The sequence below is a fragment of the Rahnella sp. PCH160 genome, assembly GCF_047784855.1.
Lineage (GTDB): Bacteria > Pseudomonadota > Gammaproteobacteria > Enterobacterales > Enterobacteriaceae > Rahnella.
Genome location: NZ_JBLOGT010000003.1, coordinates 46375 through 62776, shown reverse-complemented (window position 1 = coordinate 62776; position 16402 = coordinate 46375). Strand labels below are relative to the sequence as shown.

The following is a 16402-nucleotide window of genomic DNA, read 5'->3' as shown; positions in this document are numbered from 1 at the left end:
TGATTGTTTATGCATAACCTAGTTCCATATTGTACCATCTTATCTTCAATAGTATTTTACTTGGGAAACACCACCATGAACACCATCCAATGCCGAGCCACCACATTTTCGCGTGACACTTTTGCCATCGCCGCCGACCTGTACATGCCTCCCCCAAGGGAACCCATGAAGCGCTATCCTGCGCTTGTCATCACCGGGCCGGGTAGCAGCGTCAAGGAACAGATCGCCGCCAACTACGCGCGCGCGCTGGCAGCGCGGGGGTTCATCGTTCTAACATTCGATCCTACCTATCAAGGTGCGAGTTCCGGCCTGCCACGCGATCTGGAAAGTCCGGCGGCCCGTATCGCCGATCTGCGCGCTGCTGTCGATTTCCTGATTCGCCAGAACCAGGTTGACGACGGGCGTATTGGCATGCTGGGTGTTTGCGCCGGCGGCGGCTACGCGGCAGCCGGAACGATGATAGACCATCGCGTAAAGGCTTTGGGAGTCGTGGTACCTAGCGATATCGGCAATGCTTTTCGAAAAATGGTTGCAGCAGGTGACAGCCTCAAGCGTCTCTTGGAAACCGTAGCCGCGCAAGCGATAGACGAAGCCCACGGCGCCGAGCCGGTACTGCATCAATGGATCCCTGATACGTTGGCCGAGGCCAAGGCAGCAGGTATAGAGGACATCGATATGCTGCAGGCTATCACTTACTACCGAACCGAGCGCGGACAACACGCAAACTCCACTAATCGCCGCCATTACTTGAGTGATGCGTTAATTCTTGGCTTCGATGCTTTCCATCTGGCGGAAATCCTGCTCACACAGCCAGTGCAAGTTATCGTTGCAGGAAACTCGGCGGGCACAACCGGCTCGTTTGAAGATGGTTACCGACTCGCAGGGTTGGCTCGAGCCGCGCACCCGGTCCTTGAAATCGCAGGCGCACGCCACTACCAGATGTACGACGTCCCGGAGTACGTCGATCAGGCGGTTGGCCACCTCAACCAGTTTTTCACGCGTCAGTTGGCAGTCACGCACCGTTAGCGCGATTAGCAGCTCGTTGCCGAGTTGTGCGACAGATAGCCTCGGCTGGCAGCCATGCCGAGGCGATGGAGTTTTTTGCAGTCGTTGAAAGGCGGCTTCAATCGGAAGCGGTTCGTCGACACAGACATGATTTCATTTGCAGTTAATGTGAGCACGCCGTCGTCGAATGCGAGCTGGCGTCATAGATTGCGAGCCGTTACAGTTAATAGGGTCTGCAAGAAACTACGTGAAGAGGCAGAGTAATGTAGTGGCATACCGATTCTGGCCACATAAGCAGAGGTGTGAATGACTATACCTGGCACACAGCAGACAATCACGTGGCGCTGAAGGTCTGCTGAGAGCGAAGAGCAGACATGACATCGTGTCTCTATCAACAGGGGCATGTCAGAAGATAAACATCCGGCATGTTAGGGTCTTAGCAATGGTAATTCAGTACCCGGATACTATGGTAAATTACACTTATGGTGTATTAATGTTAAAGGAGAAGCTTATGTCTCAACAAGATGAGTTTACTGAAGGCAAGGCCATCTGTAATGAGATCGGAGCGGCGGTGCTCACCGTTCTGGGTGAAAAGCGGGAGTTTACGATTAAAACACTCGTTAAAGTCATGCAGGCATCGCGCGAAATTGGCGTCGGAGATGAGCGCGAGCGTGCGTTAAAGTTGGCTGAGAACATACTCAAGAAATTTGCTCAGCCTATTGGATAACGTTACTTCTCTAGTGGCAATTTCCGTTTTGGCGCAAAGCGCCTGTAAAGAACATCCCAGGCCGCTATGAGCTAAGAGCGGAAGTTCAGAATAGTCATCGCCATTGATGATGCTCTACTGACCTTCCCATGTGTTACGGGGCAGGCGCTCAGGCCTTCCCCTTAGAAGATATCGTCATGCCCATTTCAAGCGCACGAACTTCAAAACCAAACTCCTCGTACATGCGGATTGCTGGCTTGTTGAAATGCCAAACAGCCAGTCTGAGTTCCTGCGCGTTACGTGCTAGAGCCCATTCACGCACTCTGTTCATCAATACTTTACCCACTCCTTGCCCTCTGTGTGTTTCAAGAACACATATTGAGCAAATCCTACAACCAGGGACTGGCTTCAGAAGTGGACTTGTGGGTATTGATATGTTCGCTGCAATAAACCCGATGGGAAGAGAGTCATGCAGGGCTATAAACGCAACATGATCATCAGTTTCAATAAATTCCATCCAATGGGGTTCATCTGCTCCCTCATTCAAAGTCACATCAGCATAAATATCTGGGCGCGCTTTATGATGGATGATATTGAGCTCGCGAGCCAAATCACTAATGATCGCAAGATCAGAACGTATTGCTTCTCGGATACTGAGTTCCATATCCAAATTTTTTATCTCCAATGAGTCTCCTCAACCGTGCCTGTCAGCCAGTCGCATTAATTATAAAAGCAGTTACGAATATGATGCATTACAGAAAATTTGCACTTTTTGTTGAATCCTGTGGACCTGGATTGCATTGTTCCTTTGTTCCTGGGAGATAAAAAGTGCCGTTCTCAGCAGGATCAGTTCCTCCTGTGCATCCTGCCCTACCTGGTGAATTATCTGAACTGCCCCCGTCAGAGCCCCTCCCTCCGTCTGCATCTGGTTTACCAGGTTGTGACATCACCCCACCGTTTCCACCATCCGCCCCCTTACCTCCGGCACCATCATCTGCAGCACCCACAGAAAAAGCGACAAGCGCGAAAATACACAAAAAAAAAGTGTTTAACCATATATACATCTCCTTTATTGAATAGACTGATGCTGGCCACATGAATTTTCTAAAATATCCGCTCTTGGCACTCAGCAGACGTTCAGGCCCATCAAGATTCCTGCTTTGCTGGCGGAAGCAATTTTTTAGCTTCGTGAATGAGCTTTTCAATCTCTTCCAGAGGGATGCATCTTTCGTAGCAAGAAAAAGAGAACTCATGAGTTACATCGGAATAGAAGACTTCAGCAATTTGCCGGAGCGGGGATGTTCCAGCCTCAGAAAGTTCGAGGTACATCCCATCGCGGATGACATCGCTTCCACGGGTTAGATTGTATTGGATGTTAGCCATAAATTTAATTTTCCATTTTTTCTATTAATTAGGCCTCTGTTCGAGCGCAATAAAACGTAAAATATACCCCAGAAGGTAACTTGCACAGGTCAGCAAAGAGCGAGATATAGTCATTCGCACCCTGAGAATTACACTATTAAGTGATTCAGGGTATGCGCTTGCTGGTTACGAGTATTGAGCGAGAATCACGTGATGATCGCCGCTTTTCTTTCGAGCCAGTAGGTGCTCCACGTTCGCTAACGAATACTCAGGGCATGCAGATAAACTGCTGGCTATATTTCTTTCGAAGAGCGTGGAATGCATACCAATCCCCGATAAAAAGGAGTTGGTGATGACTGTGACTAATCAATTTGCTGCGCACGTTGGTCTGGACTGGGCGGATAAAAAACACGATGTCTGTGTTCAGTTTAAAAACGGTGAACGCGTATTCGATGTGATTGAACATACAGCAGAAGCGCTTGATGCCTGGCTTACTGAGTTACACCAGAAAGTAAAAGGCAGAATCGCCATAGCTCTCGAGCTGAAGAAGGGCCCCGTGGTATATGCTCTTCAAAAATATCCCTTTATCACCGTTTTCCCCGTCCACGCTTTGTCCCTGGCTCGTTACCGTCAAGCCTTCTCGCCCAGCGGCGCTAAAGATGACCCGCAGGATGCAGAGCTGGCATTAGAGTTAATGCTGCGTTATCCCCAAAAGATAAAAGCTATTGAACCCGACAATGCGGATATTCGCTTACTTCAGCAACTGGTTGAGCAACGTCGTCAGTTGGTTGAAGACAAACGCCGCTTTGTGAATCGCCTCATCAACACGCTTAAACAGTATTATCCTCAGCCACTGGAGTGGTTCTCACATCGGGGTAGCTTACTTTTGTGTGAGTTGATTATCCGGTGGCCCAGTCTGCAACAACTGAAACGAGCCAGGCGCGACACGACCCGAAATTTTCTGAATGCCAGAGGTGGCCGCGCAATGGCCCTTACCGAGCAACGTGTTGCGAGTATTGATAATGCGATCCCATTGACGACAGACCCGAGTGTTATAGAGGCTAATGCTTTGATGGCAACAGCACTGGCGACACAAATTAAAGTCGTGAGTGAAATCATCAAAACCTATGACGAACGAATCGAAACGCTGTTTGACACATTGCCAGATGCGGGGCTGTTCAAATCACTTCCGGGCATGGGGCCGTGTATGGGCCCACGGATGCTTGCTGCACTTGGTGATAACCGTGACCGGTTTAACAGCGCTGAAGAAATTCAAAACTATGCAGGTATTTCACCGGTGACCGAACGAAGTGGCCAGAAATCATGGGTTCACTGGCGATGGCAATGTGCCAAGTTCGTCAGGCAGACCTTTGTCGAATGGGCTGCGAAGACGATTAACTCATCATACTGGGCCAGACTTTATTATCAGGGACTGCGAGAAAAAGGAAAATCTCACCAGTCTGCAATCCGGGCTCTTGCCTTCAAATGGATAAGGATCATTTACCGCTGCTGGAAGACCAGAACCCAGTACGACGAAGCAAAATATTTGCTGGCTCTCGAAGCGCGACACTCGCCCTTACTGAAGCCATAAAAAGCTTGTCGAATGTCTCAGGGCGTGAAGCGGAAGTTCGCGATTGTTCCTATGACTGATGGAGATTTATCGAACAATCTAAAGAGTAAATAAATGGTAAGTAGGTCAATGGGGTTTGAGGTCCAACCGTACGGAAACGTACGGTAAGAGGGAAATTATCGTCTGAAAATTTGATTAGAAGACAAAACCTTCCGTTAAATGCCTATTTTGATTAAAAAAATACCGTTTTGAGGGTATTTTTCTATGTCTGTTATGTTGTTATATATCAGCTAGTTACTTCACTAACGTACGTTTTCGTTCCATTGGACTTCAGACCCCTCGTAAAGGTGCGCGTACTCCTCCGCCAGGAGTTGCAGCTTCAGGTTCAGCGTGTTGTGCTGTGAGGCAAAGATGTCGCGCTCCAGCGCGTTGAGTTCCATGTGCTTCAGTTTTTTTACCACGATCGTTCTCCTGTGGTGTGACCGGCTTTCAGTGTAATCCGCCCCCGATGACAAGGGCAGAACAAAAACCCCGGCAAAAGGTGATCGGTCATTCGGTTAAACTTCCTTATACCGGAGTAAACCCGAATCGCAAAATGTGACTGTCAGCGCGAAGCGCCCCGGAAAGCCGCACGTGGCCGCGCCGCGTTCACTGTATGTCGTATCAGAGGGCAGGGAAGGCCACAGCATGTTGTGACGCAGGGGCGCGGGAGGGGTGGTTATTGTTTGAGCGCAGTTACTTTATGCTTGATAAGCGTCAGCGATATGGCTTATAACCGCTAAAGGTCAGAACGGGATTTCACAGGAGCTGTAATGATTACCTCACGCGAAGCAACAAGCGAAGATTATGCAAACTTTCTAAAAAAAGAAGTTGAGACTTTTAACTCGAACAAAAAAGCAACTGAAAATAAAAGACAGATAATTGAGTCTGCTTTTAACGATTTATCAGTGTTGGTACAGTCAATATTTATATCAAACGGGCTTGAGTGTCTTATTGATATGGAGTCAACGACTATTGATGGCAAAATTATCACTGATGAGTATTTCAGCAAAAACAAGCCGATTGAATGCAGCATCGCTTCAATGACGTTTGTAAAAGAACATGTGTCACTGACACTTCCCCCATCCGATTCTATTCGGTCTAATCACTGTCGACCTGATGAACAGATGATTAGTTTTGTTCTGAAAACTAATGTTTCTCAAAGAAGTGTTTTTGACAACGGTACGATGTCAATTTTACCGGGCAATGATTACAAATGGTCGCTCAATGAGCAGTATACGTTGCAGTATTCTGAAGAGAAAGGCTGGACGATAATCATCACCGAGTTCAATAACAATAAACCTATAGGTATTATCAAAAACTCCGTTCTACCTTTAGATGATAATAATTTCCTTCGAATACTGCACAGCGTTTTCAATCCTGTGATTCAGTCGTCTAATGCATAGGGTAATGCTTAAGCAACCGGATCAGCGTCACAAGGACAACCGGATGGAAAAAGAAACGTGGGCTTTACTAGGGGCGGCGGCGGCAGTTGCTGCTCCTCTGATTTTTAACACGGTTAAAGAAGCCGTGCTGGAAGAAAAGAAACGCAGAAGAGAGGAACGGTACATTATCGTTCAGCTGATTTTCATCCTTGATAAGTATATCGCTGAATGTGAATTTCTTTCAGGCAATGAGGGAATATACGACCAGACAGAGAAAGAAATGAGTATGGCTTATGAAAAACCTGAGCTGAAGCTTTCATCGGTGAAAGGCGATTATAAATACCTTGATACTGATATGCTTTACAGGCTTCACAGTATTGAGTCCAAACGCGCCCAGGTGACCACCGAACTTGCCAGTCTTGATGACAGCTACTTTGAGGATGCGCCCGATTTTCAGGGCTATTACGCAAAGCGACAGGAACTGTACGCAGCACACGGTCTTTACGTTGTCGAACTTTCAGAAGACATCTGCCGCGAGTTCAAGATCAGGCATACCTCATGGGAAGGTGGGTTTAATCCGTCGAAGTCCATCAGAGAACGAGTGAAACAGATTCGGATTTTTAAATCTGAAGCAGCACTACGCCGTATGGAAATCCGCGCGAAACGTGTTGCGGATAAACACAGGAGAGCAGTTGATAACCGCCCTTAGTGTTTTTATTTTTAAAAAATTAAATTCAGATAAGCGTCATTTGCTGATTTTTAAGTCGAGAAAGTCTTTCCGATAGTTTTATTTTTTCTTCCACTTTTTCAAGTGCAGAAGCTGACATGCGGTTTACCAGATAATCAATATCAGTCGGTTCTTTGATAACAACAAATTCTTTTGTCTTATTGATAAAGACTACAGAATATTTTTTTCGTGATAAAAGCTCAATGACGTTACTTAACGTACCCGGGCTTTTTGTATCCCACACCATCAGACCATAGTCGGCGGCTTCCGCCATTTTAATGTCTTTTGCGGTGAAAAAGGCGCGGGTTCCCGGTGCGTGATCCGTATGAACCACGTGAACAGGCCATGAACCGAGATTATTACGCGGTTTAGGCGAGCTGCTGAAGACCGTTGCTTCGCTGCACCCCATCTGCAATAACTCCTGCTGCACAGAGGAATCCACGCCTGTAGCATCACCAACCACAACACGGAATTGTTGATCGACAATTTTTTTTAGCCTCTCAACTATCTGAGGGTCTAATTTTTTGATCGTTATCGAACCAGCGACAAAAACAGTTTTCATTAGGGTTTCCAGGTCAGAGCAGCGACATAGATTTTGTTTATTTTACTATAGCCACGGAGCGCCGCAACTGCCGCCTCCATCGACACGCCCGTATGGTAAAGGTCATCAATGATGAGCGCATTGTAAGACCCTTCAGAAGATATCAGGGGCTGATATGAGAACATGTCAGCCACGGCCTCCAGTTTTTCCTCTCTGGTATGAAGATTTTTAAGTGAAGGCCCGCCAGACTGTTTCACAATCAAGCCGTCAAAACTGTTCATGCTGGGATCAATTTTCTCGGCCAGAGATTCAGCTATAGCGGAAACGGGTTGTCGGGTTCTTGGATTAGATGCTGCCATCGGGATGATGAGCTGCACGCCCTGAAACAGGGGGAATGCGTTGTCATACAAGCACTGCGCGAGAGGTTCAACCTGGTTCCAGTCGTACTTGCGTATTCTGGCGAAGATGAACGGTCGTTCCGGCTGAACGTGAATGCGTTATTTCCTAACGCGCCCTAACTTCTTTTTATTACACCGACCGTTCACTTTTAGTCAACCTGTGCCAGTCGTTTTCTCATCGATTCACCTTTCATTTCCAGACGGTGCGAGTTATGCATCAGACGATCAAGGATCGCGTCCGCCAATGTGTTATCTCCAACGCAACCGTACCACTCATCCGTTGGCAGCTGGCTTATCATGACCGTGGCGTTCTTACCGTACCTGTCGTCCATCAGTTCCAGCAGATCGTTACGTTGCGCTGGTAGTAACGGTTCGAGACCCCAGTCATCCAGGATAAGCAACTGCGTTTTGGACAGTTGAGCAAGTTGTTTCCGGTAACTGCCGTCTGCCCGGCTGTGGGTCAGTTCAACCAGCAACCGGCTCAGTCGCCAGTACTGTACGCTGTAACCCTGCTGGCAGGCGTTGTTGCCCAGCGCACAGCCTACATAGGTTTTACCGCAGCCGCAGGGACCCGTTATCAGCAGGTTCTGCCCCCTGACCACCCACTCGTTCTGGCTTAACTGAGCGATCCGCGAACGCTCCAGGTTTCTCACCGGCTGATAGTCGATGTCGTGAACCGAGGCTTCAAGCCTCAGCCGGGCCTTTTGCAACAGGCGTTTCTGTTTGCGCTGATCCCTTTCCAGAGATTCACGCGTCACCAGCAACGCCAGCCTTTCCCTGAAGGAGAGCTCTTCGTAAGTGCCGGGTTGTTCCATCTGTGAGGACAGCGCGGCTGCCATTCCCATCAGTTTCATTTCAGTCAGCTGTTTCATCAGCGTATGTGGCATTATCGAGTTCCCTGTTTCAGTGGAAGTGGCGTGAGCCACGGATGTTTTCATGTTCCTGAGGAAGTTCCTGAGACGGATGCAGATCGCCGTCCGCCGGAACAAGGTCGCGATTATTTTTCAGTATCGATTTTATCTGCTTCAGTCGGGTTAGCCCCTCAGCATTAGCCAGCCGGCAGCTGTTGTTGACGCGCTCAGAAGGATACTCGCGCGTCAGGCTCAGTAACCCCAGACACAGGCGGTAGGCCTGCTCCGAATGCGCTTTTTCCACCAGACGCTCACTGACCCACTTGAGCGTGTCGGAGCCCACGCCTGCCGCCCAGTTTTTCAACCGCTCTGGCGTCCACTGCTGATGGTGGCGATGACGCTCCGGCATATGCTCTGCTGCGGTGCTGTTACCGGGATGAAGACGCCGCGGGTGACTGGTGATCATCAGGCCCTCAGCCCAGACCTCCAGCAGGTTGTCGAAGGCATGAAGTTCCACCGTTTTGCCGACGTACTGATGCGGCACAGAGTAATGGTGCTGTTCATATTCAACGTGATAATCGATATTCACTTTCGCTTTTTTGATGTGCCGGTAGCGCCACGGCTGTACCGGTAACGGCCTGAGCGCAGGTTTGTCCAGCCTGTCGAAGGCTTCCCGGCGGTTGCCGGGCAGTTTTTTAAAGGGGCGTTCGTTGAGATCCGTAACCAGCGTACGGATACAGTGGTTCAGTTCTGCCAGCGAGAAGAAGACCTGATGCCGCAGTCGGGCCAGGATCCAGCGCTCAACGATCTGAACGCCAACTTCCACCTTCGGCTTGTCTCTGGGTTTTCGGGGGCGGGCCGGTATTACCGCGACCTGATAGTGCTCCGCCAGTTGCTGGTAGGACGGATTCAGTTCGGGATCGTAGCGACAGGCTTTATTAACCCCGCTTTTGAGGTTATCAGGGACCAGGATTTCGGGAACGCCGCCGAAGAACTCCAGCATCCTGACGTGGCTGAGAAGCCAGTCCGGTAGCGACTGTGTATACGTGGCCTCCGCGAAGGTATAGTTTGATGCCCCCAACACCGCCACAAAGATCTGAGCCTGCCGGCACTCACCGGTTTCGGGTGAGATAACCGCCACCGTGGGCCCACAGTAGTCGATAAAGCATTTTTCACCAGCGAGATGCTGTTGGCGCATGGAGCGCTTCTGTGACTGGGACCAGGTCTGGTAGCGGCAGCAGAACTGTGAGTAGCTGTACGCCCGGATCGGCATCCGCTGACAATACTCTTCCCACAGAAGGTGGCGGGTGACGCCTTTCTTACGCAACTCCATATGGATTTTAGCCCAGTCAGGATCTTCCAGCGCACCGGGACGACTGTCAGAGTCCGGATACAGCATGCTGGCAAGCCTGGGCTCTGACATCCCCTCTGGTAACGGCCAGGAGATCCCGGAGGCCTCAAGGCGTTTGAGCATTTTCTGGATGGCACCTGTGCTGACATCGGCGCACTGGCTTATCTGACGGAATGACAGGCCGACCTCAAAACGCAGCCTTAAAATTTCATGGATTTTACGCATTGCGATTCTCTTGTTTGGCATATATCACCCCCTGTAATGAAAGGGATAGATATAGCAGCAAAAATCAATGCGTTAAGAATGATTCTGGAAACGTGAACAGCAATTCCGGTCAGGTGAACACCGATTCTGGCAAAATGAACAGTGATTCTGGCCATGGTGCAAAATCGTGGTATTTTCCGTCGGAATACGCGTTCACGCGAAACCAGAAAGTGCGTTCACGTTCTGCCAGAATGAGTGTTCACGATAGGCCAGAATATGCAGTACTGGTATTTCAGCTGATAAAGCGCCTCGCCAACCTCTGTGCGCTCATTGTGAAACTGTGCGCGACCATACTCGTTATCCCCTAAATATGTACTTCTAATCATATGTTTATCCATAGCATACCCTGTATCCCAGTTGCCATAGATTGGTTTGATATTCACATTCATATGTATTCCCTTACCGCAATGATTGAGTAAGAGAACAACTTAGCGTGATTAAGAACATTCCGAAAGATGAAAATATACAGTACCTGAACCGCTTTAACATAAATGGAGTATCAAAACAACAAAAATAAGTGGAACGATTTACCAATATGTGCTATACTATAGTTAAGGGCAGCTAAAACCTGTCCGCACCCCCTCCCTAAACTCCCAGACACAACAACGAACCACAGGATCCATGATTCTGCGCGTGAGCTGTTGTCGCTATCTGGCACCTGAAACGCGAGTAACCCAGCCTGGCTGAATAGCCGGGGCGATGCTGCACGTCTGAAGAAGGGTTTTAAGGGAATTCAAAAATCCAAAATGGAGAAATAAAAATGCTCGATAAGATTAAAAATGTTGAGTGGGCCAACCTTGGCCTGTTGTGGTTCATCGGTGATGTTGTAAAGGTTCTCTTGAACCTTTACCAGAGTAATGAGCCTGGATTTGGTGCCCGCCTGTTTATCATCGTGGCACTGGTAATCATCGCCCTACTGGTGTGCAAATTCTTGCTCCCATGGCTTGCCGGACTTGCTGTTCAGCACGTCGCTGGGGCATGGGTCTATGCTATTACACCGATGAAAATGGGATTGTCCAGCGCGGTGATAAACGGATGCACATGGATCTGCAAACGCGTGTGTTGGGCCGGGCGAAAGGTCGGCAACTAAAGCAAAAAACCGCCCCGGAGGACGGTATGTCAGCGAGCCAGGATCACTGTCACCGGAGCGTTAATGGTGGTGTTAAAATTCATATCACCCCCTGCACGGTGTGGTTTCAGCATCGCAAGGAACAGCGTTACGGCTAAGCCGACAATCGCTGATTGACCTTTTTTGCGCATGTTGCAGTTCTCGGGGTTTGAGGTCCAACTGTACGGTAAGAGGGAAATTATCGTCTGAAAATTTGATTAGAAGACAAAACCTTCCGTTAAATGCCTATTTTGATTAAAAAAATACCGTTTTGAGGGTATTTTTCTATGTCTGTTATGTTGTTATATATCAGCTAGTTACTTCACTAACGTACGTTTTCGTTCCATTGGACTTCAGACCCCTATTACGCATTTAGCTCTACTTTTTAGCGCGAGCACTTCGCACAAGCAGGGATGAAACCCGCCAGCGCGAACCACTTCAAAGCAAGTAGCCTGCATCACAAATTCTGTACAAAAATTAAGCTATACAAGATGTGTCGGCATAACGCCGCATTTACCTCTGGAGAATAAAAATGAGAATAAAATCTTCGTTAATCATGCTGTCCCTAGTATCCACGCCTCTCTATGCTGCCGAACAAGAAACACAATCCCTTAGCACCGACATAAGCAATGCTCAGGTTGCTGCCCCCGCAACATGCGCTAATATCTCGAATGTGGATACTGATGCCGTGAAGATGAAATATGAAGGCATCATGAATACGGAAAAAATCAAGATTGAAGACGGTATTAAGCAGCTTAAATCTGAAGCCTCAGATCCGAACGCAGGAGAGGGAATTCTGGGCGTAACCTTTCACTTCAGGGATGAAGTTGCGGAAATCATTTTAGACCTGCCAACGGTGACAATGGTCGACCAAAATATGTCTATGGATTTACCAGAGACCACAATGAAAACTCAAACGTGGTCATGGGATTTTCCTGAAACGAGGATGGAGCTTCAGTGCGTTCCAGGAATACCGGAAACTGTCGTATCGACTGGTACGTGTGAGGCGTTTGGCATTAAATTCGACTGTCCTAAAGTCGAAATAAGGCCGGGTAAAGAGATGTGTACTCATATTCCTGTAATTAAAATGGTCCGCAATGAGATTAAGCTCGATGTTCCAGAATTCACGATGAAACGGCAAGACTGGGTTATGGCCATGCCTGAGACGAAAATGGAGACACAGAAAATATCGTTTACTTATCCTGCACTGGTGGTTGATAACATAGAAAAAAAAAGCAAAGTTATTGGTACTAAAGCGGAAGCACTTGCGTCTAAATCAAAGGACACATTAAACGGAATTAGTGCAGCGATGAAATCAGAGATGACACTGGCATCAATGACCAGCGTAAATAAAGGTTTTGATTGCCAGAAAAAGGTGCTGTCATCACAAATCAGAAAGGCCTATGACGATCTGAATGCAATGCAGGAAGGTGCAAAGGCATCTGTAGATCGCGCCACAGCAATGCATGCATCGAAAGAAGCCCTGGACGCTCTCTCTGCATCGACAGCGAAGCTGGTAGATGCGAAACACCAGTTGCTAACTCAATATGTCAAAGCCCGCCGCGATATTGAATCCAAAAGAAAGGGTATCCTGGTTCAGATGAACGATGCTCTTAATGAGAACCCAGTGACCGAGGTTGCAGCCGCACAGTGATATCGCCTCAATCCCTGGCGAACCTCTACGCGGAGTCAGCCAGGGTATTGCTCCTCTGGCTAATTTGATTAGCCAATAATCCACTAGCCAATTTACATCGCTATGACCTGCCCCCCGTAATCCACACAAACTGTTATTAGCAACTTCTGCTTTTGGCACACAGCGGACTATCATGTCTGCTTAAGAAACATGCAAACGTAGGATATTTTCCCTTTCCCAAGCGGACCTCATAAATCGTTTTTATGACAAAATACCGGCATCCGTTTGGAATTTTGTCAAATACCCCACGTTCTGAGTAAAGCTGAAACTATTCCTAATACCATCAAATGCCCGCAGTACAGCCAGTAAAAAGTTTGCCGCGGTAAGAAGCGTTTCCCTGTTGCTTTCGCGCTATCTGTTAAAGTGAGCATGAATAGCGGTAAAAACAGCGTGGGTATAATGGCGAAAGCGATCACTTCAATTATTGGCGCAGTCATCAATGAAGCAGCATTTAAACTGATCAGTGATACAACCCAAAGTAATAGAACTACCTTGTCTGGTGTGATGCTGGCTAGCATCAGAACTGAGATCAACACAAAGGCAATGCCCGCTAACCCATAACTGGCCAGTGACAGTGGCCACGCGAAAATGGCGATAATCAGTACGCTCTTTATCCAGCAATACCGCGTCCTGGGATAGATCCACGCGACCAGTTGGCTGCACACGGCGAAGACAAACAAAATGTTCAACGCGTACCAGGGCTGATGGTCATAAAAGGCAAAGGCAAAGAAAGGCTGGGTTATGATCGCCCACTTCCATTGCCGTTTAGCCAGTTCCTGGGCACGGCCTGGCTGTTTTGCCATGTTGAATGCGAAGATAAGCGCGAACAGTGGCATTGCCATGCGGCCAACGGCGTAAAGCAGTGGGCTAGAGGGTGACAACAGAATGTCATTCACATGGTCGATAAGCATGGCGACCAAGGCCACGCATTTAACCACGTCCATGCTAAACGGGGACATTCTGTCAAAGTAGCCTGTAACCGCCCTCACCTGCCCTATGAGCATCTACTCAGCCTCTTCACGTAGTTTCTTGCAGACCCGGTTAACTGTACTCAGCGACGCGCCGCTGATTCGGGATACATCGGCTAGGCTCTTTCCGCTCTTTCGTAGCGTCATGATCACCATATGCAAATCTTCGTCAGCCCTGCGTCCGTGAAACTTCCCCTCGGCTTTGGCTTTGTCAATGCCCTCGCGTTGCCGGCGGCGGCGGTCTTCATAGTCTTTACGTGATATCGCGGCAAGCATGTCTAACATCATGCCGTTGATAGCCCGGAGCATCGCCCCCTGAAAATCATTTCCGCTCTTGTCGGTTAACGCCATTTGGCTGGTAGGCAAATCTAAGCTCACGACAGCCAGCTGCTTCGCGTTAATGATTGTTTTAAGCGCGCCCCAGTCATCCTCTGATAAACGGGATAATCGATCGACCTGTTCAATCAGGATAACGTCACCTGTATCTGCGTCATCCAACATCCGCATGAGTTCGGGGCGCTGAAGCGAGGCACCGGACTCATTCTCGATATACCAGGCGGCAACTCGGTGTCCATTGTCCTCCGCGAATGCCTTCATCCGTTTTTGTGCTCTTTTAGCATCCTGACTTTTTGTTGAAGCCCTGAGATATCCGAAAATGTACATAAATGCCCCTTAAAATGTCATTAAGGTTATATCACAATATATAGTGTCATTTAGATAGTTTCTTTAGCTGAATTTAGCTATAATTTGATTGTTCTTTTTGGGTATACCGAGCGGAGGGCGCGTTATTCAGTGGCCTCTCTCTGCGACGTGTTCGGGGTTCATCGCAGTAGCTACAAATACTGGCAGACGGGCTTTATTACGAAGCCAAGTGCTGGAGCTGCACAACATCAGCCATGGCCCCGCTGGAGCAAGGTGCGTCGCCACAATTGCTGCCTTGGATGGCATCATCAACGTAATTGTCTGCTAGATAGTCTCTCGGAAACTACTAATAGCAAATCGGGTCATTCTCGCTCTTGAACAAACAAGGTTTCTATCGCTTTGATCGGGTAGAAGAGGGCGTGCTCATTCGTGCCATCTGAAGCAATAAATCCTATATCGAGATAAAAACTTTCAGCTTTGCCACTGAGCGCTTCAACAAAAAGTCCATGAATCCCAACGGCAAGGGAGACCTGGAAAACAACTTTCATCGCATGTGCAACTAAGGTAGAACCATAACCCTGGTTATGCAGAGATTTATCCATGGCCAACCTACCTAACGTGACGCTAGGCACAGTAGCGTGTACCACAGCGGCTACAGACGGACAACGGCAGCGAATTTATCTCGAAAACGCTGGATCGCTGGGCGTATGAAAACCGGGTAACGATGGACTTCTCACGCCCCGGGAAGCCCACAGATAACGCCCTAGTTGATTCATTTAATGGCAGCCTGCGTGATGAATGTCTGAACGTACACGGGTTCGTGTCACTGGAAGATGCTCAGGAGAAGATCGAGCACTGGCGGTAGGAATATAACCAGTACCGGCCACATTCCTCGTTAAATTACCAGACTCCGGCAGAATTTATCCGAAGCCTGCAAACAGGCCCGGATCTCTGATTTATCCTGGCACCGATATTGGGAAGAAATCATCAAGCACCAAGCCCACTGTTTATTTGGTACCAGGAATGGAAATTGCTAATATTAAGCTGATTGGTGCAGCACCTCGTTAGCCCTAATAATCATTTTTTTAGCCTGGAAAATGTTGATAAACAGCCTGGCAAAAAGAAAATAAATGATAAGAGTAGCAATCACTGCAGATGAGTAGGCAACTAATGTAAAACGTAGCTCAGGTTTTTTCCATTCAAATGCCACTGCTAAAGATTGAAGCCGATAATACACATCAATTGCTGCATTGAGCATCTGAATGAATTCGTAATACATGAATACAATAATACAAACAAATAACACCATGATCATAATACGGAAAACCTTTTTATTAAAAGGATGCGTGAAATCAAAACTCACAGTATTTCCCTTAATGACCGGTTCTGCTAAACAAAGCAGCCGACGGCATTTTGCGATGTATAAAAGAGATGGATATGCATTGTTGGATGCTAGTATTTTCCTGATATGCTTGTAGGAAATGGGGCGCATTGAATGAATTTTACTGACTAAACATTCTATGATGTAAGGGTTAGGTGTTCGTAACGCAAGTTCTTTAGACAGCTCAGAGACAAGCCCAGAGTTGTCCTTTCTAAGCGTCTGCAAATAGGTCAGGACTGAAATTAAAATGGGAAGAATGACGACAAGATAATTCATAAACATCTCCTTTTGATAGTCTGATTGACTATCATCGGCAGTAGTTTTGAATAATTTAGGGCCCAACTTCAGATGACAATCCACCTGAATGATTCGCTGCGATTTATCGCTCAGCTGCGGGGGAGGTGCGTTCCG

General features: G+C 48.0%; 18 protein-coding genes and 3 pseudogenes. 9 read left to right on the top strand and 12 right to left on the bottom strand.

Annotation, left to right across the window (positions count from 1 at the left end; genetic code table 11):
• The first annotated feature begins 75 nt into the window (after positions 1–75).
• Both ACM5QY_RS25825 and ACM5QY_RS25820 read left to right on the top strand, forming a co-directional pair.
• A complete protein-coding gene (locus ACM5QY_RS25825; RefSeq protein WP_416123484.1) occupies positions 76–1026 on the top strand; it encodes an alpha/beta hydrolase in 951 nt (316 codons plus the stop codon).
• Between the two features lie 490 nt (positions 1027–1516).
• Positions 1517–1732, top strand: a complete 216-nt coding sequence (locus ACM5QY_RS25820; RefSeq protein WP_416123483.1) for a hypothetical protein — start codon at positions 1517–1519, stop codon at positions 1730–1732.
• Positions 1733–1880: 148 nt separating this feature from the next.
• On the opposite strand, the gene ACM5QY_RS25815 is transcribed toward ACM5QY_RS25820, so the two are convergent.
• The gene (locus ACM5QY_RS25815) at positions 1881–2396 is read right to left on the bottom strand and encodes a GNAT family N-acetyltransferase (RefSeq protein WP_416123482.1); all 516 of its coding nucleotides are present in this window, start codon (positions 2394–2396) and stop codon (positions 1881–1883) included.
• A 461-nt stretch (positions 2397–2857) separates the two neighbouring features.
• Complete coding sequence (locus ACM5QY_RS25810) at positions 2858–3094, bottom strand: hypothetical protein (RefSeq protein ID WP_416123481.1); 237 nt, start codon at positions 3092–3094, stop codon at positions 2858–2860.
• Between the two features lie 331 nt (positions 3095–3425).
• Between ACM5QY_RS25810 and ACM5QY_RS25805 the strand changes: the two genes are divergently transcribed.
• The gene (locus tag ACM5QY_RS25805; RefSeq protein ID WP_416121892.1) at positions 3426–4664 is read left to right on the top strand and encodes an IS110 family RNA-guided transposase; all 1239 of its coding nucleotides are present in this window, start codon (positions 3426–3428) and stop codon (positions 4662–4664) included.
• A 281-nt stretch (positions 4665–4945) separates the two neighbouring features.
• Here the strand turns inward: ACM5QY_RS25805 and ACM5QY_RS25800 are convergent, their stop codons facing one another.
• The gene (locus tag ACM5QY_RS25800) at positions 4946–5104 is read right to left on the bottom strand and encodes a hypothetical protein (protein ID WP_416123480.1); all 159 of its coding nucleotides are present in this window, start codon (positions 5102–5104) and stop codon (positions 4946–4948) included.
• 351 nt (positions 5105–5455) lie between these two features.
• On the opposite strand from ACM5QY_RS25800, the gene ACM5QY_RS25795 reads away from it, so the two are divergent.
• Positions 5456–6088, top strand: coding sequence for a hypothetical protein (locus ACM5QY_RS25795; RefSeq protein WP_416123479.1), 633 nt, complete (start codon positions 5456–5458; stop codon positions 6086–6088).
• A gap of 43 nt (positions 6089–6131) precedes the next feature.
• Positions 6132–6776 (top strand): hypothetical protein, encoded by a 645-nt coding sequence (locus tag ACM5QY_RS25790; protein WP_416123478.1) that lies wholly within the window; start codon positions 6132–6134, stop codon positions 6774–6776.
• A 25-nt stretch (positions 6777–6801) separates the two neighbouring features.
• Here ACM5QY_RS25790 and ACM5QY_RS25785 read toward each other — a convergent pair whose 3' ends face one another.
• The 4 genes from ACM5QY_RS25785 to istA all read right to left on the bottom strand — a co-directional run bounded on the left by ACM5QY_RS25785 (position 6802) and on the right by istA (position 10181).
• A complete protein-coding gene (locus ACM5QY_RS25785) occupies positions 6802–7356 on the bottom strand; it encodes a hypothetical protein (RefSeq protein ID WP_416123477.1) in 555 nt (184 codons plus the stop codon).
• Positions 7356–7745: a phosphoribosyltransferase gene (locus ACM5QY_RS25780; protein WP_416123476.1), complete on the bottom strand. Its 390-nt coding sequence runs from the start codon at positions 7743–7745 to the stop codon at positions 7356–7358. The genes ACM5QY_RS25785 and ACM5QY_RS25780 overlap by 1 nt, the downstream gene beginning before the upstream one ends.
• A 137-nt stretch (positions 7746–7882) precedes the next feature.
• Positions 7883–8623 (bottom strand): IS21-like element helper ATPase IstB, encoded by a 741-nt coding sequence (gene istB / locus ACM5QY_RS25775; RefSeq protein ID WP_416122809.1) that lies wholly within the window; start codon positions 8621–8623, stop codon positions 7883–7885.
• A 13-nt stretch (positions 8624–8636) separates the two neighbouring features.
• Positions 8637–10181, bottom strand: a complete 1545-nt coding sequence (istA, locus tag ACM5QY_RS25770; protein WP_416121155.1) for an IS21 family transposase — start codon at positions 10179–10181, stop codon at positions 8637–8639.
• Positions 10182–10959: 778 nt separating this feature from the next.
• Here istA and ACM5QY_RS25765 point away from each other — a divergent pair.
• Positions 10960–11289 (top strand): hypothetical protein, encoded by a 330-nt coding sequence (locus ACM5QY_RS25765; RefSeq protein WP_416123475.1) that lies wholly within the window; start codon positions 10960–10962, stop codon positions 11287–11289.
• Positions 11290–11318: 29 nt separating this feature from the next.
• On the opposite strand, the gene ACM5QY_RS25760 is transcribed toward ACM5QY_RS25765, so the two are convergent.
• Positions 11319–11459, bottom strand: a complete 141-nt coding sequence (locus tag ACM5QY_RS25760; RefSeq protein WP_416123474.1) for a hypothetical protein — start codon at positions 11457–11459, stop codon at positions 11319–11321.
• 380 nt (positions 11460–11839) lie between these two features.
• On the opposite strand from ACM5QY_RS25760, the gene ACM5QY_RS25755 reads away from it, so the two are divergent.
• Positions 11840–12961: a hypothetical protein gene (locus ACM5QY_RS25755; protein ID WP_416123473.1), complete on the top strand. Its 1122-nt coding sequence runs from the start codon at positions 11840–11842 to the stop codon at positions 12959–12961.
• Positions 12962–13236: 275 nt separating this feature from the next.
• Here the strand turns inward: ACM5QY_RS25755 and ACM5QY_RS25750 are convergent, their stop codons facing one another.
• Positions 13237–13944 (bottom strand): TraX family protein, encoded by a 708-nt coding sequence (locus ACM5QY_RS25750; RefSeq protein ID WP_416123472.1) that lies wholly within the window; start codon positions 13942–13944, stop codon positions 13237–13239.
• Between the two features lie 60 nt (positions 13945–14004).
• Positions 14005–14631 (bottom strand): recombinase family protein, encoded by a 627-nt coding sequence (locus ACM5QY_RS25745; protein ID WP_208952507.1) that lies wholly within the window; start codon positions 14629–14631, stop codon positions 14005–14007.
• A 114-nt stretch (positions 14632–14745) separates the two neighbouring features.
• On the opposite strand from ACM5QY_RS25745, the pseudogene ACM5QY_RS25740 reads away from it, so the two are divergent.
• Positions 14746–14914 (top strand): annotated as a pseudogene (locus tag ACM5QY_RS25740) (IS3 family transposase); the annotation flags it as partial.
• A 58-nt stretch (positions 14915–14972) separates the two neighbouring features.
• Here ACM5QY_RS25740 and ACM5QY_RS25735 read toward each other — a convergent pair.
• Positions 14973–15242: pseudogene (locus ACM5QY_RS25735) on the bottom strand (GNAT family protein); the annotation flags it as partial.
• A gap of 8 nt (positions 15243–15250) precedes the next feature.
• On the opposite strand from ACM5QY_RS25735, the pseudogene ACM5QY_RS25730 reads away from it, so the two are divergent.
• A pseudogene (locus ACM5QY_RS25730) lies at positions 15251–15565 on the top strand (integrase core domain-containing protein); the annotation flags it as partial.
• Positions 15566–15649: 84 nt separating this feature from the next.
• On the opposite strand, the gene ACM5QY_RS25725 reads toward ACM5QY_RS25730, so the two are convergent.
• Positions 15650–16267, bottom strand: coding sequence for a hypothetical protein (locus ACM5QY_RS25725; protein ID WP_416123471.1), 618 nt, complete (start codon positions 16265–16267; stop codon positions 15650–15652).
• Positions 16268–16402: the final 135 nt, after the last annotated feature.